Genomic DNA, 25,163 nt, shown 5'->3' on the forward strand with positions numbered 1-25,163 from the left:
GCCTGTTAAATAAAACTAAAAATTACAACTCATCATTATTACCAATCGTAGCGAGAATTTCATTACGCTGCTGCTCGGCAGCCTCGCTCTGACCGGATTGCTCCAGTACTTTAGCTAATAACAATCTGGTTATATTATTATTACTGGCCTGCAAACTGGCTTCGAGATAAGTTTTTGCCTTTCCCCACAGTTGTTGCTGATAACTTAACTCACCCATCAACAATAGTAAGTCTGGGTCTTGCGGATTTTGTTGTAACCACTTATCAACGGTTACCATATTTTTTTGCTGTTCTTTACTGCTTAGATATTGATTGGCCTGATTAAATGCAGGTAATAGTGAAGCATCATGAGTGCGCGGATAATATTTTTTTACCCATTTCAATGCCTGAGTATACATACCTAGCTGAAGATATTTTTCTGCAATATTTGCACTAAGTGTACTTTCACGTTCATCTACCGGAATCAAATTAAGATTGCTTTTCAGCTCACCCGGCTCTTTAACATTTGCCAGTAACTGTCGATAAGCCCAGTATTGGTAATTATTCTGTTCGCTTTCGCTTAACGCCCCTGCGCGGCTTAATTTATCAACTGCTTCCAAAACACCTTGAGCATCATGCTTTTCCCAGTCATATCGTAACTGCAGCTTAACAAGCTGGGTTAAATTCGGATTGATTTTGGCTGCTGCTTCCAATGAACTTCTGGCTTGCTGATCATTGTGCTGTGATAAAGCTGATTGAGCCAGAAGCAAATAGCGGGAAAGCTGCTGTTTTTCCGGCAACTTTGCAATTTCATCTAAATAACGGTCTCGTGTTGTACTGTCATCCATCTGATCAGCACTATGCGCAGCCAGTAATAAGGCCAGAGCACGACTGTGTTGCCCCTGTTTATTACGTAAGACCCGCTCAGCCTCACGCTCAGCAAACTGATAGCGACCTTCAAAGTAGGCTAAACCAGCATGATTTAATGCTGTTTCAACCTGATGGCGCTGATGATTGATACGCCAGTGATGCCAGTGACCCGGTAAATGCACAAAACCCATAACAATGCGTAAAAATATATACAACAGCACTACCGTTAGCAGCACAAGACCAATAAACAGCTGCAGATTGATACGTATCAGAGTTTGCTCAACTACAATATACACATCACCACTATAATATTTCGCACCCAGTACGACACCCACTGCAACAATAAACAGAACAATCAACCATAATAGAGATCTCATAATGAATGGTCTCCTTGTCTGGAAGATGACGCTGCAGAAGCATTATTACTGTTTATAGGGCTAGCCTGTTGTTGTTCGGTATGTACCGGTACATTGCTGGCAGATGATGCACTTAAATCCGGCAACGCCGTTGACATATCCATTCCAGACTGATTCTGGTATTCACGTACAGCAGCCAGGCTGGCTGACAGACTATTGTCCTGACTAGTTTGCACGTTAAGTGTCTTTAACTGAGTTAATTCTTTCAGCCACGACTGCGTTGCTGCTGAACCACTGTCAAAATATTGCTTAACAGCAGCTTCTGCACCATTTAAATCAGCAACATAGACTTCTCCGCGACGCTGAATCAGAGCAATACGTGCATCCAGCAATCGCAGCCGCAGATTTTCACGTACAAAATATATCTGTTCAGGCGACATTAGCATTGAATCATTGTGATTAATGTGACGCACTTCTACCATACTGCGTAAAGAGTGCAAAGTATTTTGCCATGTACGCTGCCACCATGAAGCATTTGGATTTACCGGTGTATTACTTGTCACTCCGGGCTGTAACTGACTTTCAACTACTAACGGCAGACCTGCTATAGCAGACTCAAGACGATTCAGACGCAATGAAACACTGGCAACATCCAGATAAGGCCGGTTTTTCAGATTTTCCAAATCAGTGCTTATAGCCTTTTTGATAGGCAGCAATTGCGGCTGGTCAAAGCGGGATAGCCGGCCATCCAGACTTTCAAGTACATTAACTGCAACAGGAACATTACCGGAAATCAGCAACTGCTGAGAGGCAAGATTCAATGTAGCTTCTATTTCATCAACCAGCCAGTCAGTACGATTTTTTACCAGCTCCTGATAGGCACGGGTAAGCCGGTCTACATTATCACCCTGAGTTTTCTGTTGGGTTTGAATTTCCTGCAACTGACGACTTAACTCATCAATGCGTGTCAGGCTGGTTTCTATTGAAACAGCTGTTTTGCTGGCACTAATTCCAGCATTGTCGATTTTCTGATCAAATTGTATCTGCTGGTTTTTAAGCTGATTCTGTCCTTCAACAAATAAAAACCCACTGGCTCCCAGAGCCAGTAATGATAATACCAGTGCGCCCAGAGCAATTCCCTTACCTGAGCCGGATTGCGACTGTTTTGCCGGAGATGGCTGAACAGGAATACTAGATGCAGAAGCATCTGATACTGTGTTGTTTTTTTGGGAATTCATAGTTTGATGTGTCGTGTTTTGATCTTTATTGGTAGCTTCAGTAACCGCAGAAGTAGCCGATTCGTGCGGAGCACTAACTTCGCCTTGTTTATTCACCAGCATTGGCTGCTTTTCCTGTTCAGGAGGCTGGCCAGCCTGTGCATTCTGTTGTTCACTCATTCGGTATACTCCCTACTTTATATAATAGGTTAACAGCACTACTGAAGAAAATATCATCAGGTGCTGCGTGAATGCAAAAGTGCCAGTCCGCGACATAAGTCCGGAACATGAAGTGTCTGGACTCCATATCCGGATAACGCAGCATCTATGCGCGGATGGTGAACTAAGTATAACAAGCTTTTGCTAACTGCGTACAAATCCGGAGGTAATTGAGTAAACCACGCCCGGACTGCGGCAGTTGTCGTCATATACACTGCCTTCAAATTTCCCTGTTCAGCCTGTGTTGAAATAACTGACCAGTTTATAGGTACCGGATTTCGCTGATATACTTCTGCTACCTCAATTTGCCATCCTAATTGATGCAGTTGCTTAATCAGCCAGTCGCGGCCGCCTATACCTCTAACAAATAGCAATTTACCTTTACGCTGCTGCCATACAGGCAAATGTAAAACTGCTTCACTATCATGTCCGTTTTCCGGATAAACAATCTGTTTAAATCCATAACCGGATAATGCTGATGCCGTAGCAGCACCCACTGCCACATGTATTAATTTATCAGAACGGGAAACATAATTTGCAGCAATATGTACAACACTCGGGCTAACCCAGAAAATAATATTCTGACTCTGGCTTTGACCAGATAGCCGGTTTAAAGCCGCTGATTGTGTCTGTAATTGCAGATATTCAAGTAAAATAGGTTGCCAGCCATAATGAATGCAACAGTCTATATCAGCAGTGGCTGCCAGCGGCGGACGCATTAGCACCAGACATGGTAAAGTATTCATCGGGTAGATAAAACATCATTAATTAACTGCTGCGCACCTTGATCAGCGAGCTGCTGTGCAACCATCAAACCCAGTTGCTCTGCTTCACTAATATTTGCCTTTTCACTGGCTTGCAACACTGTTACACCATCTACAGATGCCACTAAACCACGTAACTCAAGCATGCCGGATTTCTCAGTACAATACGCTGCCAGCGGTACCTGACAGCTACCACCAAGTACACGTGCCAGAGTACGTTCTGCAGTAACACAGGCTGCTGTAACAGGATGGTGTAATGGTTGTAATAAAGTCAGTAAGTCCTCACGATGAGCGGCAACCTCTATAGCCAGCGCCCCCTGACCGGCAGCTGGCAGCAATATTTCTGGAGATAATATACACTGAATTCGCTGCTCTAAACCCAGTCGCTCAAGACCGGCTGCAGCAAGAATAATTGCAGCATATTCCTGTCTGTCAAGTTTATCCAGACGTGTTTGCACATTACCCCGCAGAGGCTTTACCTGCAAATCAGGATACAGCAACCTAATCTGAGCTTCCCGACGCAGACTTGAAGTTCCGACTATGGCATTAGCTGGTAAATCAGCCAAACAGCTAAACTGATGAGAAACAAATGCATCAAACGGATTAGCCCGCTCAGTTATTGCTGCCAAGATAAAGTTATCCGGAAGTTGCATAGGAACATCTTTAAGAGAGTGCACAGCAATATCTGCTGTTCCCTTTTGCAAGGCTAACTCAAGCTCTTTTATAAATAATCCCTTACCACCTATTTTGGATAAAGACTGATGCAATATCTGATCACCCCGGGTTGTCATACCCTGAATTTCAACAGATAACCCCGGATATGCAGTCTGAAGACATTGCTGTACATAATGAGCCTGCCACATAGCCAAAGTGCTTTCGCGGCTGGCAATGACTAAATCATTTTTTGTCATATTAATTTACAAGAATCAAAAAAATCAGAACAGAAATTTTAGCACTAACTAAAATTTGATTTTGATATACCACCCGTATCAGCAGGATAAAGAATGTGCTTCAGGACGTTGCAGTAATTCATTAACAAGACCAGATACACCAGTCTGAGCCGAGGCGCGAATAATCTGTACATTTTGCAAGCCATCAATCGGCTGGGGATCAACAAGGTAAATTTCAGCGTTCGGTGGTATATACCGGATTAGACCAGCGGCCGGATAAACCTGCAAGGAAGTGCCAATGATAATTGCAATATCAGCTGAACGCATCACTTGTATAGCCTGCTCAATCATAGGCACTGCCTCACCAAACCAGACAATATGCGGCCTCATCGGAAAACCATTAACATCTACATCTGTTACGTTCTGATCCTCCAGGCAATCCACAATATAATTTTCATCAACACAGCTTCTGGCTTTTAATAACTCACCATGTAAATGTAAAACATGAGTACTTCCGGCTCGCTCATGCAAATCATCTACATTTTGAGTAATTATATCTACATCATAACCATCTTCCAGACGTTTCAGAGCAACATGAGCAGAATTGGGTTCGGTTTTTAGCAGTTGACGTCTTAGGTGATTATAAAAATTAAGCACATATAATGGCTGACGCTTAAATGCCTCCGGTGTTGCCACATCCTCTACACGTTCACCCTCCCACAAACCTCCCTGATTACGAAAAGTCTGTAAACCGCTTTCAGCACTAATACCGGATCCGGTTAATACAACAATATGCTGTCTGTTTGAGTTGGGCATAAATTCCATCATCAGATATGTATAAAAGCCGTAATCGCTGCTTTCAGTCGTTGTAATCCTGCCTGTAAATCAGCATCACTCAATAACAGACTCGGAGCCAGACGCAAGACATTATTACCGGCAACCAAAACCAGCAAACCATGTTGTAAAGCCAATTGCATTAACTGAGCAGCCTTTCCGGAATATGCCTCAGACATAACACAGCCAAGTAGTAATCCCTGACCCCTTACCTGAGAAAATACGCCAGTTGATTCAGCAAGTTCCTGCAAACCTGCCTGTAATTTTTTCCCTTGCTGAAGCACATTCTGCATTGTTTCCGGTGTATTAATAATATCAAATGCAGCACAGCCGACGGCACAGGCCAACGGATTACCACCAAAAGTACTGCCATGGCTGCCCGGCGTAAAACTATTCCCTATATGAGCTGTGGTCAGCATTGCACCAATAGGAATACCACAACCCAAAGCTTTGGCGCTGGAAACTATATCCGGCTGAACATCATAATATTGATGGGCAAACAGTTTTCCCGTCCGCCCCATACCTGTTTGTACTTCATCAAAAATCAATAAAGCCTGATGCCGGTCACAAGCCTCTCTGGCTGCCTGCAAAAATTCTTCAGTTGCCGGCAATACTCCGCTTTCCCCCTGAATAGGTTCAATGACTACTGCACAGGTTTTATCGTTAACAGCTGCCCGAACGGCTGAGGAATCATTAAACGGAATATGTTTAATTCCGGTAGGTAAAGGTGCAAAATCATTACTGTATTTAGGTTGCCCGCCTACTGATACCGTAAACAAAGTACGTCCATGAAATCCGTTTACACAAGCTATAATTTCATGTTTTTCAGTTCCGGCAAAATGATCTCGTGCATACTTGCGAGCCAGCTTGAAAGCAGCCTCATTGGCTTCTGCTCCGGAATTACAGAAAAATACTTGCTCAGCAAAGGTATTTTCTACGAGTCTTTTTGCCAAATCCTGTGCCGGCTGTGTTGTATAAATATTAGAAATATGCCAAAGCTTGTGTGCCTGTGCAGTCAGTGCCTGAATTAACGCAGGATGGCAATGCCCCAGTGCATTAACAGCAATACCGCCGGCTAAATCTATATATTCCTGACCATTATCATCCCACACCCGACTGCCCTGTGCATGATCCGGCAGTATAGGTGCAAAAGTAAAATTCGGGGTTAAGTAGTTGTGCATCTTTCTCTCTATTTATTATAAAAACATAATTTGATTTGTAAAATTATATATTGTTACAGCAATCATGAATTAAAGTCTGATGAATTAAAATATAGCCACAAAACAACTAAATTTTGTATAAACAATACAAGATTACCACTTAGATAATAATAAATTCAAATATGTATGCTATTTAATCAAAATATATCAATATTTTTTGCCGCTTAATAATTAAATTTGAAATTCTTTTCACTAAAACAGATACAAGCACAATCCATTAATTAACTTGGAGTTTTAAAAATCAGTCTTGATTAAAATTCAGATTTGTCAGATTGACAAAATAAAAACTACTTCAATCATATTAATATCACATCTGACGTAAGCGATTAATCCGGTTATCCAGTGTCGGATGAGTACTGAAAAGAGCATCAGCAGTTTCACTGGCAATTCCAAAAGCCTGCATACCAGCAGGTAAATGACTGGTTTCACCTTTTAATCTTTGCAGTGCTGCTATCATTTTAGGCGCACCCACCAGACGTGCTGCTCCCGCATCTGCACGATATTCGCGCTGGCGACTAAACCACATAACTATTAAACTTGCCAGAAAACCGAACACTGTCTGCAAAATCATACTTACCAGATAATAAATACTATGAGATACCTCCCCATCTTCTTTTCGGGCTACAACATCAGCAATGCGGTTAGCCCAGAAAAAAACAAAAGTATTAACCACTCCCTGCAACAATGTCATTGTCACCATATCTCCATTGCCAATATGAGCCATTTCATGAGCAAGCACGGCTTCTAATTCATCCTGCGACATATTATGCAGCAGACCAGTACTTACCGCCACCAGTGAGCTGTTACGTGTAGCTCCGGTAGCAAAAGCATTAGGTTCAGGAGAATCATAAATAGCCACCTCGGGCATAGCAATATTCCACTGACTAGCCAGACTGGCAACTGTATTTAACAGCCATGCCTCTGCAGCTGTTTGCGGCTGACCGATAATCTGTCCATTAACGGAATTAAGTGCCAGCGTTTTGGACATTATCAAAGAAATAATAGAACCGGTAAAACCTACAACAGCAGCCAGTAATAACAAAATACCATTGCCATTACTATAAATATTAATACCTAAAAGTGCACAAAGAATATTCAGAACAACATTAATAACAATGATGACTGCAAGATTGGTAACAATAAACAATACAATACGTTTCACATTATGCCCTTTTAATTTCTGTAAAAATTCATCAGTACAATAATATCAGTGACATAAAAAATAATAATATTCAGTTTTCATTTAATCTGAAAACTGATATTTTATTTATAAGTTCATAAATCAATTATTTAAAAGTTTTCGAAATCAAAACCTAAAATTATAATAATAAGCATATAATGATATATAAATATATGCTTGAATAATATTATAGCGCTAAAATTTCAAAGACGTACTTGCCCTTGCCCCATAACGATCCATTTCTGACTGGTTAAACCATATAAACCCACCGGACCGCGTACATGGACTTTGTCAGTAGAAATTCCAATTTCTGCGCCTAAGCCATATTCATACCCATCAGCGAAACGAGTTGACGCATTCACCATGACACTAGATGAATCTACCATACGTAAGAATAACTGCGCATGAGATAAATCATTTGTAATAATACTGTCTGTATGATGGCTACCATAGTAATTAATATGACTGATGGCTTCACTAACATCATTGACTACTTTTATTGAAAGAATCGGAGCCAGATACTCAGTTGACCAATCAATTTCTGAAGCTGGAATAATATCATTATGCAAAATTTTCTGAGTAAGTTTACAGCCTCGTAACTCAACACCTTTTTCTGCATATTTTTGTTGAAGTACAGGTAATAACTCTGCTGCACGGCTAACATGAACCAGTAAAGTTTCCATAGTATTACATGTTCCGTAACGCGATGTTTTTGCATTTACAGCAATATTAATCGCCATTTCTGCCTCTGCAGAAGCATCAATATACACATGGCATATACCGTCCAAATGTTTGATAACCGGTATACGTGCTTTTTCATTTACCCGCTGCACCAGACCTTTACCGCCCCGCGGAATAATTACATCAATATATTCAGATAAACCCACCAGTATATCCACACCGGCACGATCAGTATTAGTCAGCAGATTAACAGCATTTTCTGGTAAACCGGCTTGCTTTAATGATGATGTAATGACCGAAGCGATTGCCTTATTAGTATTGATTGCTTCGCTGCCACCCCGTAACACACAGCTGTTGCCTGTTTTCAGGCATAATATGGCTGCGTCCAGAGTCACATTCGGGCGAGATTCATAAATCATACCTATTACACCTAACGGCACACGCATTTTACCGAGCGTAATACCATTAGGCAGTACACGAAACTCATCCATTTCACCCACAGGATCCGCTAATGCAGCAACCTGATGTACACCATCAATCATTGCCGCTATCCTGCTTTCATTAAGTTGCAACCGATCAAGTAAAGCAGTATCTATTCCCTGTTTTCGTGCTGCACTTATATCAGTTTCATTAGCAGCAAGAATCCTATTTCGTTCAGCAGACAGACCCGATGCAATAAATGACAATAACTGATTTTTCTGTGCAGTAGATGCCATATTAAGAGCATAACAAGCATCTTTGGCTGCTTTAGCCATTTCAGTAATATACTTGGTTAATTCCACGCAAATCTACTTTCTACAAAGACAACACAAAAATCATTCGTATTCTCATATAAAATCACACAAGATACATTTACCCAACTAAAACAACCCTTGCATACCCATTAAAAATTATATGATATGTTAATTAAATCCTCTTTCGAAATTGTCTTACAACGAAACAATTAATCAATATGCGTATCTGTTGAATCTTTAAACTGAGTCTGAGGTTTTAATACAATCAAATTATCTACTGCACCTATTGCAGCGATATCCTTGCCCGGATAATCAAGTTCAGTGAGGAAATGGCGTATACAATTGAGTCGTGCGCGTTTTTTATCGTCAGATTTAATTACTGTCCATGGCGCATCACCGGTATGAGTATGGAAAAACATATCGTTTTTAGCTTCGGTATAATCATCCCAGCGATCCAAAGACTGAATATCAACAGGAGAAAGTTTCCAGTGCTTTAAAGGATCATCCCGCCGTGAAATAAAACGACGTAACTGCTCTTCACGGGAAACAGAAAACCAAAATTTAAACAAATATATACCACTATTTACCAGCATACGCTCCAATTCTGGAGTTTGACGCATAAACTGCAAATATTCATGAGGCTGACAAAAGCCCATTACACGTTCCACACCGGCACGGTTATACCAGGAGCGGTCGAAAAATACCATTTCACCACTTGTAGGCAAGCGCTCAATATAACGCTGAAAATACCATTGACCCTTTTCAGTTTCAGTAGGCTTTTCAAGAGCCACTACCCGTGCACCACGAGGGTTAAGATGCTCCATAAAGCGTTTAATCGTTCCCCCTTTACCCGCTGCGTCTCTGCCTTCGAATAAAGATACAATTTTCTGACCCGACTCCTTAACCCAGTTTTGCACTTTCAAGAGTTCAATTTGCAATTTGGCTTTTTCTCGCTCATATGTTGAACGTCTCATCCGGGTACGATAAGGATAATTTGAAGGTAAAGGCGCTGTAGATGAATCTTCATCAGTATGCCTGCCTTCCAATACACTTCTCTCAAAAACTTTCAATCTTGCTTCTTTATCATTCGTACTAATTTCATCAGACTGCTCAGTCTGTGATTGTTGCTCACTCATATTGTTCCTTTCTTTTTAAACCAAAATCAGGCATAAAATTTATTTTAAAGATTGTGATAATTCGTTTAAACATTGTAACTCAATGTTATGCAATTACACCAAACAATATGACAAATTTAAAACAAACTATTGATATAATTTTTATATATTTATAGATATACTATTCCCAAATTCAAATTTATATATTTAAAAATATATTTTACACATTGAATTTTAAGAACATTATTAATTAATTAAATATTAATGATTTAATATATTTATATTTCAACAGTTAATAAAAATGGACAATCCGAATGATTGCCCAATTTAGTAAATTACAATTTTATTAATATAAAATTTTAAAATAATGAGTCTAACTGACTATTAGTACCAGATTTGGGGACAACTGGTACTTCTCCAGCATCATCAACATCACCACTTTTACCATTCGTTTTGGCCGTTACCGGTCCGTCAGCACGATTATCCAATGGCAAATCAGGATTAGTTGTCTGATGTTCTTTAAGAAAATATTCTCCGGATTTCTGAATAATACCAGCTGGAACAGGTGTATTAACTATAGGTTTACCTTTTAATGCATAACGCATATATTCCAGCCATACCGGTACAGCAATTGTACCCCCAAAGGCTGAACGCCCCATACTGCGCGGACGATCATATCCTATATAAACTGCGCTAACGATGTTCGGATTAAAGCCTACGAACCAAGCATCCTTATTATCATTAGTTGTACCCGTTTTACCTGCAATATCGCTACGCCCAAGTGCGTGTGCACTATAAGCAGTACCATGATTAACTACATCCATCATCATGTGATATAAAATGAATGCATTGCGCGGATCAATAGCCTGTGGCGCATTTTGCTTAGCAACTAATGGTTGCATTTGCGCACGCAGGTTACCACGACTGTCATAAATCCGGTCAATCACATAATTGGAAACTTTAAAACCACCATTAGCAAAAATAGCATAACCTTCAGCCATCTGCATTGGCGTTACCTCACCACTGCCAAGTGCCATGGATAGACTATTCGGAATCTGATCCAGACGAAAACCAAAATGCTGGACATATTGTCTGGCATAGTCAACACCCATAGCCATCAGTATACGGATTGAAACCATATTTTTGGATGCAGTTAAGGCCTGACGTAACGTGATAAACCCAGCATAACGACCGTCTGAGTTTTTAGGTGTCCAAGCACGCCCGCCTGCACCCATTCCCGGCATAACAATCGGAGCATCATTTACCACCGTCGCCGGCGTGAAGCCTTTAGCAATAGCTGCTGAATAAATAAAAGGCTTAAAAGAAGAACCAGGCTGACGTTTGGCCTGAGTCACACGGTTAAAACTTCGACGATAAAAATCATAACCACCTACCAAAGCTTTTACAGCTCCAGTCTGAGCATCCAGAGCAACAATCGCCCCCTGAAGCTCCGGCTGCTGTACAATTCGATAACTCTTACCATCACCTCGTACATGTACTACTGAGCCCACACGTACGGCAGCGTCATCCAGTTTCGCATTATTAATGGTTCGTTTAATCCAGTTATAACTACTACCGCTAATTCTGCTTTCACCTACACCACCTATGTACACCACAATTGAATTTGAACCAAGTTCAGTTACTACAGCCGGCAACATACCGTCTACAGCAGAACGATTTGCCAGATACTGTTCTATCTGCTCATCACGAATATCTTCCGGGATTTTACTCAGGTCAAAAAATCCTTCCGCTCCACGGTAAGCCGAACCTCTATCAAAATTATTCAATGTTTTACGCAATGCTTCAGTTGCTACAGCCTGATCCTGTGAATTGACTGTTGTATAAACGCGAAATCCCTGTGTATAGGCTGCATCACCATATTTTTCATACATTTGCTGGCGAACCATTTCAGCAACATAGAGCGCATTCTGATCTATAGGTTGTTGATAATGAACGTAATTTAATGGTTCTGCAAAAGCAGCATCAGCCTGAGCTTGTGTAATTTTGCCCATTTCCACCATATTATTGAGAATATAACGCTGGCGCATTTTAGCCCGTTGCGGATTTACAACAGGATTAAAGGTGGAAGGAGCCTTAGGTAAACCAGCCAAAATCGTTGCTTCTGCCAAGTCCAGTTTTTGTACCGGCTTATTAAAATAAACAAGAGAAGCGGCAGCAAACCCATAAGCACGCTGCCCCAGATAAATCTGATTAAAATAAAGCTCAAGAATCTGATCTTTACTTAATTTCTGTTCAATCTTGTAAGCAAGAAGCGCTTCATTAAATTTACGCGTATAGGTGCGCTCATTAGTCAGATAAAAATTACGTGCTACCTGCTGAGTAATCGTACTGGCACCAGATTGCACACCACCAGTTAGATTTGTAATCAAAGCACGGGTTACACCAATAAAATCGACTCCGCCATGATCATAAAAACGTTTATCTTCAGCGGCTACCACTGCATCTTTCAGCACCTGAGGAAAGTCATTGATTCTTGTAAAAGCACGTTTTTCCTCTCCAAACTGCCCCAGCAGTTTATTATCTGCCGAATAAATTGTAAGCGGCAGTTTGGGTTGATAATGCGTCACTGCTTCCAGAGAAGGCAGCTTCGGATAGGTAACCATAATCGCTACTGCCAGCAAACCGACAGCAAAAAGCGCCAGCCCGGCAAGCAAACCTACGGTTGAAAGTAATAATTTTCTAATCATAATCAACTAATTTTCATTTAAGGCTGCGAAATATATCCAAAATAAAGTAAACTTTGGTCTTAATTTTGTTAGCAACACAGAACAGTAATTTTCAACACCCGACATTACCCGTTTGATAAACAGACAGAAAGCCCTTTCATGAAACTGAATAATTTCAAAATAAATTCAAAGAATAAGAAGGTGGCCACAACATCCTCGAGACAAAGTCTTGGTATCAGTATTACTGATAAAAGCATTAATATGGTGCTATTAAATGCACGCAGTTTAAATCAATTTCGTCTCGAAAAATACGTTGTTGTCCCTCTACCAAAAAATATTGTAGGTAATGGCAGTATAGAAAATCATGAAGAACTTGTTGCTTACCTACAACAGGCAAAACAAAAACTACAAAGTAATTGCCGGAACATTACAGCGGCAATTTCACAAAAGCAGGTGTCAGTCCAATTCCTCGACCGTGATCTGGATACAGAGTATACCGAAGAAGAACAAATTATGGCTGAACTGAGTCAATATGACTCTCTGGATGAAGTCAGTTATGATTATCAGAAGATTGATACAAACGATCAGGGAAAAGAATGTCTTTTGCTGGTTAATGGTAAGCGGGATGATGTAAATATACTGATGGATGTCTATACTGATGCCGGAATAATACCCAGCCAGATGGATGTAGATTTAATGGCGATAATGAATAGTGCCATCACATGGATTAATTTTAGACAACCGGAACTTACCAATAAATGTGTTGCTGTCTTCAACATTGATTACAGTGAAACTCAGGCAATTATCATGTGCCACGGTAAGTTACTCTACAAACAGGAAATTAATCTTGGCTATGATCATTTGATGCAGTCTTTAAGACGCAATTATCAGTTTACCGAAGAAGAAGCATGGGACATGCTTTATAATCCATCCAAACCTGAAGATTACAATACAGCTGTGGCACAGCCGTTCCAGCAACAGTTTATTCAGGAAATACAGAGGGTATTGCAGTTTTACTTTACTTCAGCCAGTCAGGAAAATGAAATTGATGAAATCCTGATTTTCGGCTATGGCAATAAAGGTGCTAATGAATTTACTGAAAATATTACTCAGCAAACACGTATACCTGCACAGCAAATCAACCCTGTATTACTGGCACAGCCAAGTGATAACATCCCACAGACGAAATTACTTCAAGACAGCAGTTTATTAACCGTTCCATTTGGTCTGGCTATAAGAGGATTATAAGATGTTACCTTTATTAAAAATTAACCTGCTGCCTTACCGCGAAGCATTACAAGCCAAGCAAAAAAAGCAATTTCAGACATTATTAGCCGGAGCTGCTCTAATTGGGTTCGGTCTGGCTTTCCTCGGCTATCTGGCTGTTGAAAGCAGAGTAAGCAGCCAGGAAAGCCGTAATCTGGTTTTAGAGAACGGTATTAAAAAACTGGATTCAGAAATAGCAGAAATTTCCAAGCTGCAGGAAGAACGTAAGAACTTTATCGCGCGACAGGAAAAAGTTGAAGAACTATCAAACAAACGATTTGAAGCCGCGCGTATACTGGATACATTAAATACCGTAGCACCTATGGGATTGTACATAACCAGTATTGAAGCTCAGAATTCCTCTACCTACATAGTCAATGGTAAAGCATTCAGTGACGCTAAAACTGCTGCATTTATGAATGCAATACCAGGACAATTATTCAGCACTCCAGAATTACTCAATATTAAACGGGTAAATAATGTACAAGAATTCAGCATTCGTATTTCTCTGAATAGCAATATTGGGCAACCATATGACATTACTCAGGCAAATCAGAATACTAATCCAATCCCAAGAGATACTGCAGATCAAAATGAGGCAGCGTCTGATGCAGCAGCCGCATCAAACTGAAGGAGCAGTTGAACATGGCAAAAAATATTGATTTGAAAGCAATTAATTTAAACTCCCTACCTCAGCAAAGTAAGCCTATACAATTAGGTATTGCCGGAGCAATCATTGTTATTATTCTAATTCTCGCCTACTTCTTTGTTTACAGTGGTTTGAATGAACAAATCAGTCAGCTGCGGCAGGAAGAGGAAACACTGAAACAGACATATACGGAAAAAAGTAGACAGGCAGCTCATCTGGATGCTTTAAAAGCAGAACTGGATTCTATTAATGGCTCATTTAATATATTATTAAAGCAGTTGCCAACACAGGCTGAAATTCCGAATCTGATTCAGGAATTACATGAATGCGCAACCAAAAACGGACTAAATATGGACAGTGTAACACCTGCTCAGGTCCAAAATACTGAATCAGATAATCAAACTGACAAAAAGTCTGAACTGCAGGTAATTCAAACATTACCTTACAACATTACCCTGACAGGCAATTACAATCAGATTAGCCAGTTTCTCCGCGATGTAGGAAAATTATCACGAATCGTAACGTTAAACTCAATTGTTATCAAACGGAATGAAAAAGATAATACGCTTACTTTGAACGCGGTTGCCAATACCTATAAAGCACTAACCGATGCAGAAATAAAAGCACAGAACAATGATAAAAAATAAGCCTAGTTTCTGTAAAACAGTACTTTATAACATATATGCAACGGATAAATTATGAATAAATATTTACTTTTTCTTGGTCTTTTCGCATTAGGTGCCTGTTCTTCAGCAAATGAAGATTTAGATGAATGGATGCAAAACACCAGACAGCAGGTAAAAACTCAAAATGTTAAACCCAATGAAACCAAGTTAAATATTCAGCCAACTTATACTCCACCTGTACAACCAAAACTGAATATTTTTGATCCGGCAAGATTTAAAGCCGGGGTTCAGGGTTCGAATGCACCAGATTTAAACCGGCCTAAACAAATTCTGGAAAATTTCTCATTAGATGAATTACATTACGTTGGATTGATAAAGGGTGCAGGTAAAGCTCCTTCCGCATTTATTTCTGCAAACGGACATGTATATACCGTTAATGTGGGAAATTATCTCGGACAAAGCTTCGGACGTATTACAGCAATAACGCAAGATGAAATTGTTATTACAGAATTAGTTGAAGACTCGTACGGTAATTGGACAACACATCGTGCCAGCTTACCTTTACAGGCTGCAGACAGCGCCTCAGCGGAAACATCCGAACAAGACGACTGATACAAGTAACCCATTTAAGAATAAAAGGTACCAAATATGAAAATTAAAACCATATCTATTTTATCCACTCTGGGTCTGGGTTTACTGAGTCAGAGTATAATGGCAGGAAATATTACTGCTATTAATGTTGGTGCACTGCAAAATCAACAACGATTGATTAAAATTCATTTTGATAAAGACCCGGCACTACCGAGAGGATTTACAACCGAAAATCCTGCACGTATTGCACTGGATTTTGCGAGTACCGGTTTAACCGTACCGCAGAATCTGCTCAAATTTGATGATCCTGTATTACAGCAAATTGAAGCTGGTCAGACAGCCGACCGAACACGTATCATGCTTTCATTATCAAAAGCAGCACAATATAATGCAACCATAAAAGGTAATGAAGTCTGGGTTTATGTACAAGACCCGCTTCCGGTTAAAAACAAAGCAAAAAATAAACAAGCTCCTGTTCCTGCCGATCCTGCTCCGGTATTCAATGCACCTTATCCGGCATCTAATATAACTGAACAAGTAGTTAACCGTCAGACTTCCAGTGCAGCTGATAGTGCCTACAATGTTGCTGATCCGGTGCCGGTTAATGTAGATTTCCAGAAAGGAAAAAACGGTAATGGTGTGGTTTCCATTATCGGACTGAATGGTAAAGCACAGCCTACCATTAAAAGTAACGCAGCGACTCTTACTTTAACCTATAAAAATGTTCCCTTATTAACTGAACAGCAACGTAACTTAGATGTTACCGATTTCAGTACACCGGTACGAGCCATACGTTTACGCAGAATCGGTAACGACACTGAAGTTAGCATTCAGATGCAGGGTGACTGGGACTATACTCAAATGACAAGCGGCAATAATCTTGTCCTGCAGATTTCACGCAAATTTGATGTAGAAAATAAGGGAATACAAGCTAATAATAAATCATTTAAAGGTAAACGCGTATCTCTGGATTTTCAGGATATTGATGTCCGCACTATTTTACAAATTCTGGCAAAAGAATCCGGCATGAACATCGTTGCCAGTGACAGCGTTCAAGGCAAAATGACCATTTCATTGAAAGATGTTCCCTGGGATCAGGCTCTGAATCTGGTTATGGAAACACGAAATCTTGATATGCGCCGTGAAGGAAATGTTATCAATATTGCTCCGCGTGATGAATTCATGTCCAGAGATACAGCCTCTCTTGAACAACAAAAGAAACTGGATGATTTAGGTCCGTTAATTTCTCAGACGTTCCAGCTCAAATACCGCAGTGTAGAGGACTTTAAAAAAATATTGCATTTGTCAGATGACGGTAGCTCAAACGATAGTAAAAGTATTCTGAGTTCTCGCGGTAGTGCCTTACTCGATCCGGCAACTAACACTTTAATTATTACTGATATTAGTAGTGTAATTAAAAAATTTGAAAAACTGATAGCTCAGGTTGATATTTCTTCTCAGCAAGTATTAATTGAAGCAAGAATTGTTGAAACTACAGATAGTTTCGCGCGTGAATTAGGTACCAAGTTCGGTTATACTAGAGGAACTACCCATACTGATATTGGCGGTACAGTTTCTCTTCAGGATGATAGTAAAGGTACGACCCGTTATCCGAATTTTGAACTTGGATTTCCAAATATTAATCTGGGTGTAACTAATCCTACTTCCGTTGTATCCTGGGTACATAAATTTGCTTCAGGTGCGTTAGCTTTGGAACTTTCAGCATCGCAGGCTCAAGGTAAAACCAAAATTATTTCTTCACCCCGTGTATTAACTCAGGACCGTAAAGAAGCCAAAATTGAATCGGGTTATGAAGTGCCGTACCAGGAAGCTACTTCAAGCGGCGCCACCTCAACCAGTTTCAAAGATGCTGTCTTGGGGTTGAAGGTAACACCACAGATTACTCCTGACGGCAATATCATTATGACATTGAATGTACAGAATGATCGTCCGATTGCCTGTTCAAATGTCGCACCGGATGTACTTCGTTCAGGCGACATCTGTATGCAAAAACGCAATGTTGTTACTCAGACCATGATTGAAAATGGCGGAACATTAATCATTGGCGGCATTTACAATGAAAATAATGAAAATAGTATAGATAAAGTACCTTTATTAGGTGATATTCCGGGCATTGGTAATTTATTTAAACACAGAAAGAATACCCAGCAACGTAATGAATTACTTGTTTTCATTACACCTCGGGTAGTTGATTCTTCCAGCGCACCTTTGAAATATTAATTAACCTTTTCACCAAAAACTTAGCCAGCCTGTAAAACAGGCTGGCTTTTTAATTATTAAATACTGATAAGGAGAAAATATTTAATAAAGTTATATTTTCTATTTATCCAATATAACTACTTTTCTCACTATTATTTTTTAAAGTTAAAAAAACAGAAATATACTCATTTACAGATTAAGCTATTCATCAAGTATCCACATCAGTTTACTAATGCATAAACTACAGCTCTCAGTTACAATAACAGACATGGATAATATAGCTGGCAATCTGATTCTGATCGGTTTGATGGGAGCAGGCAAAACTACTCTTGGTAAACAACTGGCAACAAAATTACATCGCGATTTTTATGATAGCGATCAAGTAATATGTGAACGTACTGGCGTATCTATTCCCACTATTTTTGAAGTTGAAGGAGAAGCCGGTTTTCGGTTTCGGGAAGCGGCCATTATCAGCGAGCTAGTGCAGCAAAAAAATATTGTTATTGCCACTGGTGGCGGTACTATTTTACAAATCGAAAACCGACTTAAACTGCAACAAAATGGTCACGTTGTTTATCTACATGCACAACCAGAAATACTGTTAAGTAGAATTCAGCACGACAAAAACCGACCACTACTTCAAGTTTCTGATCCTCTGGCAAAATTGCAAGAGCTGTATACCGTACGTGATCCTATCTATCGTGCAACAGCCCATACCATAATAGATGTAGACAGTCCTTATAGCTCCAGGACTATTAATCGATTAATTCGATTATTGCGATACCCCTCTCAACAACTCTCTCTTTTATAACCCATCATGTATACCCTTTCTGTTGCAACTGCATCACACCAATACCCGATATTTATTGGCAGTGATCTGCTGAAATCCGCACAAAATATTCTTGCTCCTTATTTAAATCATAAGATTGTTATTGTTACCAATGTAACCGTTGCTGAATTGTATCTACCTCAATGGCAGCAAATCATGAATCAGGCAGGCTATGAATATTTCAGTATTATTCTGCCAGATGGAGAACGGTATAAAAATTGGGAAACTCTCAATTTAATTTATGATGGTTTGATGCAAAACCGTGCCGAACGCCAAACCACCTTATTGGCTTTAGGAGGAGGTGTAATTGGCGATATGGTTGGTTTTGCCGCTGCGACCTATCAGCGCGGCGCACCTTTTATCCAGATTCCTACAACACTGCTCAGTCAGGTAGATTCATCTGTTGGCGGTAAAACAGCAATCAATCATCCTTTAGGAAAAAATATGATTGGAGCGTTTTATCAGCCCCAAGCCGTATTTATTGACTTAAACAGTTTGCAAACATTACCAGCACGTGAGTTTTCTGCCGGTTTAGCAGAAGTAATCAAGTATGCCGTATTAGGTGATATCGAATTTCTTCAATGGCTGGAAAATAACATCACCGCATTAATGGCACAGAATCCATCAATACTAGCTGAAGCCGTTTATCGTTGCTGTCAGATGAAAGCTGAAATTGTGGGTGCCGATGAAAAAGAAGCCGGTATCCGTGCTTATTTAAATCTGGGACATACATTCGGCCATGCCATCGAAGCAGAAATGGGTTATGGTAATTGGCTGCATGGAGAAGCTGTGGCTGCCGGTACAGTACTTGCCTGCCGTTTATCTGAGCAACTGGGTTATTTGAACAAAAAAGATACGGAGCGTGTTATTGCATTATTAAATCAGGCCAAGCTACCCGTTCTCCCTCCGGCGATGTCACTTAAGGCATGGCTTGGACATATGAGCCATGATAAAAAAGTAATTGATGGAAAATTACGTTTTGTTGCACTCAAACAACTTGGGCAGGCAATGATAGCTGATGATATTGTAACCGAAACACTAGCCACAACTCTGAAACCCTATATCTTGTGAAGCATGTTAGAATCTGCGCCTAATTCTATCATCGACTTTTACATTAAACACAAGATAAAGTATGACTAATCAATCCGATCTCCAGGCGGAAAATAATCACGATCATAAGCGCAGCATCCGCAGTTTTGTTCTTCGTCAAGGCCATATGACAGCTGCCCAGCAGCGTGCCATTGATACTCAATGGCCACTGTTTGGTATTGATTTTAACCAAAATCAAATTGATTTAGATATCATCTTCAATCGTCCTTCACCAAAAATTCTGGAAATTGGCTTTGGGATGGGAGTAGCAACAGCTGCAATTGCCCAAAACCTGCCTGAGTGTGATTTTCTGGCTATTGATGTACACGGTCCGGGCGTAGGTAATCTGCTAAAACTGATTCAGGAACAAAATATTCAGAATATACGGGTGATGCGCCACGATGCGGTGGAAGTCGTCAATTACATGCTCCATGATAATAGTTTGCATGGGATTCATATTTTCTTTCCTGATCCATGGCATAAAAAACGCCATAATAAACGACGTCTGATTCAGATACCTTTTATTGCCCAATTACTTCCCAAACTGAAACCAAACGGCTATATCCATTTGGCTACCGACTGGCAGGAATATGCCGATCAGATGCTTGAAGTGCTATCCGGCTTCCCTGATTTACAAAATACTGCTGAAGATTTTGCTGCCACTCCGGCCTACCGTCCGGAAACTAAATTTGAAGCACGCGGAAAACGTCTGGGACACGGTGTGTGGGATTTGATTTTTGTAAAAAAATAACATCAAGAATTAATAAAAAGTAAAGACATTTAAGGTACAATCAACCTGATTGCATTGCGGCAATTCTTTTTTCTGTTAAATAATATTGCTGTCTTCTAAGGAACTGAGATGTTTCAGAATGTCGAATACTATCCGGGCGATCCCATTCTGGGTCTGATGGATCAATACAAACAAGATTCACGTAATCAGAAAGTAAATTTGGGTGTTGGCGTTTATTATGATGATACCGGCCATGTCCCGGTACTGGAATGCGTTAGCACCGTAGAATCGCAACTGGTTAAAGAAAATTTACCACATGATTACCTGCCTATGGACGGACTGCCCGGTTATCGCCAGGCCTGCCAGAAATTATTACTTGGCAGTGAACATGAAGCTATTAAAAGTGCACGAGTTGCTACCATTGCCAGCCTTGGTGGTTCTGGTGCACTGCGCGTCGGTGCTGAATTTATTCACCGCTGGTTTCCTCAGGCAAAAGTTTATGTCAGCAATCCTACCTGGGGTAACCACATCAGTATTTTTGAGGGTACAGGTATAGAGGTACTAAAATACCCCTACTATGATCCTGAAACAATTGGCATTAAATTTACAGAATTAAAACAATTCCTTCAGCAACTGGATGCAGGCAATATTATTTTGTTACATCCATGCTGCCATAATCCCACTGGTGTAGATCCAAGCCAAGAACAATGGGATGAGCTGCTTGAGATTATCAAACAAAAACAGCTTATCCCTTTTATGGATATAGCATATCAGGGCTTTGGTGACGATATAGAAACCGATACCTATGCTATTCGTAAAGCTGTTGATTTAGGCTTATGTGTTTATATCAGCAACTCTTTTTCTAAAAATCTTTCAATGTACGGCGAGCGAGTGGGTGGTCTGAGTATTGTCTGCCCGACAGCTGAAGAAGCCCGTCTTGTACAAAGTCAGCTTAAATTTACTGTACGCCGTTTATATTCAAGCCCTCCTGCTCACGGCGGTCATGTCGTTGACCGTGTAATGAACAATAGTCAATTATTCAAGCAGTGGGAACAGGAAGTCTATATGATGCGCGATCGTATTCGCGCTATGCGCAGCCGTTTGCATGAAGTCTTACAAGCAAAATTCCCAGAGCGCGATTTCAGCTATTTTGTAAAACAACGGGGTATGTTCAGCTTCACTGGTCTGAATCCGCAGCAAGTTGAACGTCTGAAAAGCGAATTTGGTGTATATATGGTTGAAAATGGTCGTATGTGCATGGCTGGATTAAATAGCAGTAATATAGAATACGTAGCCAATGCAATGGTTGCTGTATTAAAGTAATTAGTGTCTGAACATTGAAACTGGCTGATTATTAACTAGTCAGCCAGTTTCATTATTTGTATTACCAACACAATAAATTCAATTACAAAGTAAATTTCTTAATTGACTTGATGAATAGCAAACCGGCGTAACCGGAAAGCCAATGCAATATTCATGACACCGAATAATGCTGCATAAACACCAATTACCCAGGTTAATGCTATACCGCCCTGCACTGGATCAATTAACAGAATAACACCCACCAAAACCGATAAGATACCGGCAATAATCATCCACCATTCACCCTGAAGAGTTTTGCGAAGACGTATTGCAGTTATAATTTGGAATATACCGGATATCAAAGCCCAAGCAGCAATAAATGTAATTAAAACCAGCCAGGTAATTCCCGGAACAAAAAATGTCAGGATACCGGCCAGAATACTTACAATACCCCAAATCAGCATTAACCACCAATCCTGATGACTTTTTCGACCATTAATAGAAATGATTACGCCCATTACACCATCTATTAAAGCATAAACACCGAAGAATATAACCATGACCATTATAGTTATGAATGGATAGAACCACGTTAGCAACCCAAAAATCAATGCAGCAATCCCACGTAAAAGTACTATCCACCAATTTTTTGAAAGTAAATTAGCTAACGGACTGCGAAATGTAAAATTATTCACAATATTTCCTTTAATTAAATGTCCATTTCTAAATGATAAAATATTAATGGATAAGATATCAATAAACGATTGCTATTGATAACGCTTATTTTTATATAACAGCCAGCCATCATAATGCCGATGCTTTGGATCATGGTGTGTCCAATGGACTAATCCGCCACGGTTGTTACTGATATATTCACCTGAAAAGCCAACTGTGTCATCACGCTGCAAATCATTCAGCCTCGGCGCTATATCAATATTATGCACTATTAAAACCGTACTATCTGTACCTGTACGCAGTATAAAACGCTGATGACGACTGCCTTTATTATCATCAGGTAATGTTTTAATAACTTTACCTTCTCCATATACCTGTACTTTATCAAGATTTTCTTTTTGAGCTTGCTCAATCGACACACTTTCCTTTGGATTACTTGCAGCAGGTGCAGCAGTAAAACTATGCCGCATAGATTTAAAAGAATTAATTACCTGTTCCTGTGCCTGACTTTTTGGCCGTTCGTCTGTTGTGCTTTGCAACCACAACCATAATCCCAGCGCCACAATAACCAGCAAAATTACTTTCTTCATAAGTAAAAATTTTGATGTGCAATTAGTAACAATTTATTTCATCATACAAAATGTAATCAGCGTTAGCAAAATTAATGTTGATATAAATAAAAAAATCAGGCTATCCGAGCACTCGGATAGCCTGATTCTAATAAAAACTATAATAATTTATTTTTTATAAGCTAATGCTGCTTTAATAAAGGCTGTAAACAAAGGATGGCCATTTTTTGGTGTTGAAGTAAACTCAGGATGAAACTGACAAGCGAAAAACCAAGGGTGATTCGGTAATTCAATTGTTTCAACCAAACGCTCATGTCCGGTAGATACACCGCCAATAACCAAACCAGCCTGTTCTAACTGTGGCACATAATAGTTATTAACTTCATAACGATGACGATGACGCTCGCGAATCAACTCATTACCATAAATGTTTCTCGCCAATGAGCCGTCAGCCAGTTTAACTTCTTGTGCGCCTAAACGCATCGTACCGCCAAGATTAGTATTAACATCACGCTTTTCAATCTGCCCGTCCCTGTCTTGCCACTCACTAATCAAAGCAACAACAGGATGCTGGGTTTTCAGATCAAATTCAGTTGAATTGGCTCCATCCAGATTAGCCACATCACGTGCATATTCAATCAGCGCGATTTGCATGCCCAGGCAGATACCCAGATAAGGAATTTGCTTTTCACGCGCATAACGAACAGCAGCGATTTTTCCTTCAACACCACGCGTACCGAAACCACCGGGAACCAGTATGGCATCCATATCTTCTAAGCAGGCCGTTCCTTCTGTTTCCAGAGCTTCACTATCTATATAATGAATATCTACTTCAGTTTCGGTCTGAATACCGGCATGCTTTAAAGCTTCCGACAAAGATTTATATGATTCAGTTAAATCGACATATTTGCCGACCATGGCAATTTTTACTTTGTGTTTCGGATGTTGTACTAAATAAACAATCTTATTCCATGCAGTCAGATCGGCCTGCTGAACATTAAGTTGCAGCTGCTCACAGATAATATTGTCAATACCCTGATCATGAAGCATTGCCGGCACTTCATAAATGCTATTAACATCATAACAGCTTATAACCGCACGCTCTTCAACATTACAGAATAAAGCGATCTTACGTTTTTCTTCTTCCGGCATCGGCCGGTCCATACGGCAGATAAGTACATCCGGCTGAATGCCGATTTCACGTAATTCTTTAACGGAATGCTGGGTCGGTTTGGTTTTTATCTCACCTGCGGCCGCAATATACGGTACATAGGAAAGATGAACAAAAAGAGTATTGCTTCGTCCCTGCTGGCTGCGCATTTGTCTGATGGCTTCTAGAAAAGGCAAAGACTCAATATCACCTACTGTACCCCCGATTTCGACAATCGCCACATCGAAACCGGCAGCACCTTCATGAATTTTGCGTTTGATTTCATCAGTAATGTGGGGAATAACCTGAACCGTACCCCCCAGATAATCACCGCGGCGCTCTTTATGAATTACACTTTCATACACCTGGCCGGATGTAAAATTATTGCGCTTTTGCATTGTAGCATCAATAAAGCGCTCGTAATGCCCGAGATCCAGATCTGTTTCAGCACCATCATCAGTAACAAATACTTCCCCATGCTGAAAAGGACTCATTGTACCCGGATCAACATTAATATACGGATCCAGTTTGAGCATGGTTACTTTTAAACCACGGGATTCTAAAATAGCAGCAGTAGACGCAGCGGCAATGCCTTTACCCAGTGAAGAGACCACACCGCCAGTTACAAAAATAAACTTGGTCATGACAATCAGCAGGAAATTGAATTAAGCATTTTAGCCGAAAATAGCATGAAATGAAAGATACTGCCCAGTCGCATAAAG

22 protein-coding genes are annotated in these 25,163 nt (G+C 40.2%); 9 read left to right on the forward strand and 13 right to left on the reverse strand.

The features are described from left to right. Window positions 1-22: 22 nt before the first annotated feature. From SALWKB2_RS07365 to SALWKB2_RS07410, 10 genes are all read right to left on the reverse strand, one after another. Entirely contained in the window at window positions 23-1,225 is a 1,203-nt protein-coding gene (locus tag SALWKB2_RS07365; protein ID WP_025331027.1) for a heme biosynthesis HemY N-terminal domain-containing protein, read from the reverse strand. Then, window positions 1,222-2,601, reverse strand: a complete 1,380-nt coding sequence (locus SALWKB2_RS07370; RefSeq protein WP_025331028.1) for a uroporphyrinogen-III C-methyltransferase — start codon at window positions 2,599-2,601, stop codon at window positions 1,222-1,224. Before SALWKB2_RS07370 ends, SALWKB2_RS07365 begins: the two co-directional genes overlap by 4 nt. 56 nt (window positions 2,602-2,657) lie before the next feature. Next, window positions 2,658-3,386, reverse strand: coding sequence for a uroporphyrinogen-III synthase (locus SALWKB2_RS07375; RefSeq protein ID WP_051506465.1), 729 nt, complete (start codon window positions 3,384-3,386; stop codon window positions 2,658-2,660). Further along, window positions 3,383-4,315 carry a hydroxymethylbilane synthase gene (hemC, locus tag SALWKB2_RS07380; RefSeq protein WP_025331029.1) on the reverse strand — a complete coding sequence of 311 codons (933 nt, stop codon included), beginning with the start codon at window positions 4,313-4,315 and terminating at the stop codon, window positions 3,383-3,385. Before hemC ends, SALWKB2_RS07375 begins: the two co-directional genes overlap by 4 nt. Before the next feature lie 78 nt (window positions 4,316-4,393). Continuing rightward, window positions 4,394-5,110 carry an SIR2 family NAD-dependent protein deacylase gene (locus SALWKB2_RS07385; protein ID WP_025331030.1) on the reverse strand — a complete coding sequence of 239 codons (717 nt, stop codon included), beginning with the start codon at window positions 5,108-5,110 and terminating at the stop codon, window positions 4,394-4,396. Between the two features lie 11 nt (window positions 5,111-5,121). Next, window positions 5,122-6,309 carry an acetylornithine/succinyldiaminopimelate transaminase gene (locus tag SALWKB2_RS07390; protein ID WP_025331031.1) on the reverse strand — a complete coding sequence of 396 codons (1,188 nt, stop codon included), beginning with the start codon at window positions 6,307-6,309 and terminating at the stop codon, window positions 5,122-5,124. Window positions 6,310-6,655: 346 nt separating this feature from the next. Then, window positions 6,656-7,510, reverse strand: a complete 855-nt coding sequence (gene htpX / locus SALWKB2_RS07395; RefSeq protein ID WP_025331032.1) for a protease HtpX — start codon at window positions 7,508-7,510, stop codon at window positions 6,656-6,658. A 221-nt stretch (window positions 7,511-7,731) separates the two neighbouring features. After that, window positions 7,732-8,991, reverse strand: coding sequence for a glutamate-5-semialdehyde dehydrogenase (locus SALWKB2_RS07400; RefSeq protein WP_025331033.1), 1,260 nt, complete (start codon window positions 8,989-8,991; stop codon window positions 7,732-7,734). 161 nt (window positions 8,992-9,152) lie between these two features. After that, complete coding sequence (gene ppk2, locus SALWKB2_RS07405; protein WP_025331034.1) at window positions 9,153-10,079, reverse strand: polyphosphate kinase 2; 927 nt, start codon at window positions 10,077-10,079, stop codon at window positions 9,153-9,155. 338 nt (window positions 10,080-10,417) lie between these two features. Then, a complete protein-coding gene (locus SALWKB2_RS07410; protein ID WP_025331035.1) occupies window positions 10,418-12,766 on the reverse strand; it encodes a penicillin-binding protein 1A in 2,349 nt (782 codons plus the stop codon). Between the two features lie 180 nt (window positions 12,767-12,946). On the opposite strand from SALWKB2_RS07410, the gene pilM reads away from it, so the two are divergent. The 9 genes from pilM to SALWKB2_RS07455 all read left to right on the forward strand — a co-directional run bounded on the left by pilM (window position 12,947) and on the right by SALWKB2_RS07455 (window position 22,068). Beyond that, complete coding sequence (gene pilM / locus SALWKB2_RS07415; protein ID WP_157785022.1) at window positions 12,947-13,993, forward strand: type IV pilus biogenesis protein PilM; 1,047 nt, start codon at window positions 12,947-12,949, stop codon at window positions 13,991-13,993. A 1-nt stretch (window position 13,994) separates the two neighbouring features. After that, complete coding sequence (locus SALWKB2_RS07420) at window positions 13,995-14,642, forward strand: PilN domain-containing protein (RefSeq protein ID WP_025331037.1); 648 nt, start codon at window positions 13,995-13,997, stop codon at window positions 14,640-14,642. 14 nt (window positions 14,643-14,656) lie between these two features. Continuing rightward, window positions 14,657-15,307, forward strand: coding sequence for a type IV pilus inner membrane component PilO (locus tag SALWKB2_RS07425; RefSeq protein ID WP_025331038.1), 651 nt, complete (start codon window positions 14,657-14,659; stop codon window positions 15,305-15,307). A gap of 51 nt (window positions 15,308-15,358) precedes the next feature. After that, a complete protein-coding gene (locus SALWKB2_RS07430; RefSeq protein ID WP_025331039.1) occupies window positions 15,359-15,898 on the forward strand; it encodes a pilus assembly protein PilP in 540 nt (179 codons plus the stop codon). 36 nt (window positions 15,899-15,934) lie between these two features. Further along, complete coding sequence (gene pilQ, locus SALWKB2_RS07435) at window positions 15,935-18,118, forward strand: type IV pilus secretin PilQ (protein ID WP_025331040.1); 2,184 nt, start codon at window positions 15,935-15,937, stop codon at window positions 18,116-18,118. A gap of 247 nt (window positions 18,119-18,365) precedes the next feature. Further along, window positions 18,366-18,908 carry a shikimate kinase gene (locus SALWKB2_RS07440; RefSeq protein ID WP_037394431.1) on the forward strand — a complete coding sequence of 181 codons (543 nt, stop codon included), beginning with the start codon at window positions 18,366-18,368 and terminating at the stop codon, window positions 18,906-18,908. A gap of 6 nt (window positions 18,909-18,914) precedes the next feature. Continuing rightward, complete coding sequence (gene aroB / locus SALWKB2_RS07445; RefSeq protein WP_025331042.1) at window positions 18,915-19,997, forward strand: 3-dehydroquinate synthase; 1,083 nt, start codon at window positions 18,915-18,917, stop codon at window positions 19,995-19,997. A 61-nt stretch (window positions 19,998-20,058) separates the two neighbouring features. Further along, window positions 20,059-20,766 carry a tRNA (guanosine(46)-N7)-methyltransferase TrmB gene (trmB, locus tag SALWKB2_RS07450; protein WP_025331043.1) on the forward strand — a complete coding sequence of 236 codons (708 nt, stop codon included), beginning with the start codon at window positions 20,059-20,061 and terminating at the stop codon, window positions 20,764-20,766. A gap of 108 nt (window positions 20,767-20,874) precedes the next feature. After that, window positions 20,875-22,068, forward strand: a complete 1,194-nt coding sequence (locus SALWKB2_RS07455) for an amino acid aminotransferase (protein ID WP_025331044.1) — start codon at window positions 20,875-20,877, stop codon at window positions 22,066-22,068. 98 nt (window positions 22,069-22,166) lie between these two features. Here the strand turns inward: SALWKB2_RS07455 and SALWKB2_RS07460 are convergent, their stop codons facing one another. The 3 genes from SALWKB2_RS07460 to SALWKB2_RS07470 all read right to left on the reverse strand — a co-directional run bounded on the left by SALWKB2_RS07460 (window position 22,167) and on the right by SALWKB2_RS07470 (window position 25,085). Beyond that, a complete protein-coding gene (locus SALWKB2_RS07460) occupies window positions 22,167-22,742 on the reverse strand; it encodes an HdeD family acid-resistance protein (RefSeq protein ID WP_025331045.1) in 576 nt (191 codons plus the stop codon). Between the two features lie 72 nt (window positions 22,743-22,814). Further along, window positions 22,815-23,312: a DUF3465 domain-containing protein gene (locus SALWKB2_RS07465; RefSeq protein WP_025331046.1), complete on the reverse strand. Its 498-nt coding sequence runs from the start codon at window positions 23,310-23,312 to the stop codon at window positions 22,815-22,817. A gap of 147 nt (window positions 23,313-23,459) precedes the next feature. Then, a complete protein-coding gene (locus SALWKB2_RS07470; protein WP_025331047.1) occupies window positions 23,460-25,085 on the reverse strand; it encodes a CTP synthase in 1,626 nt (541 codons plus the stop codon). Window positions 25,086-25,163: the final 78 nt, after the last annotated feature.

Source organism: Snodgrassella alvi wkB2 (assembly GCF_000600005.1).
Taxonomy (GTDB): Bacteria; Pseudomonadota; Gammaproteobacteria; order Burkholderiales; family Neisseriaceae; genus Snodgrassella; species Snodgrassella alvi.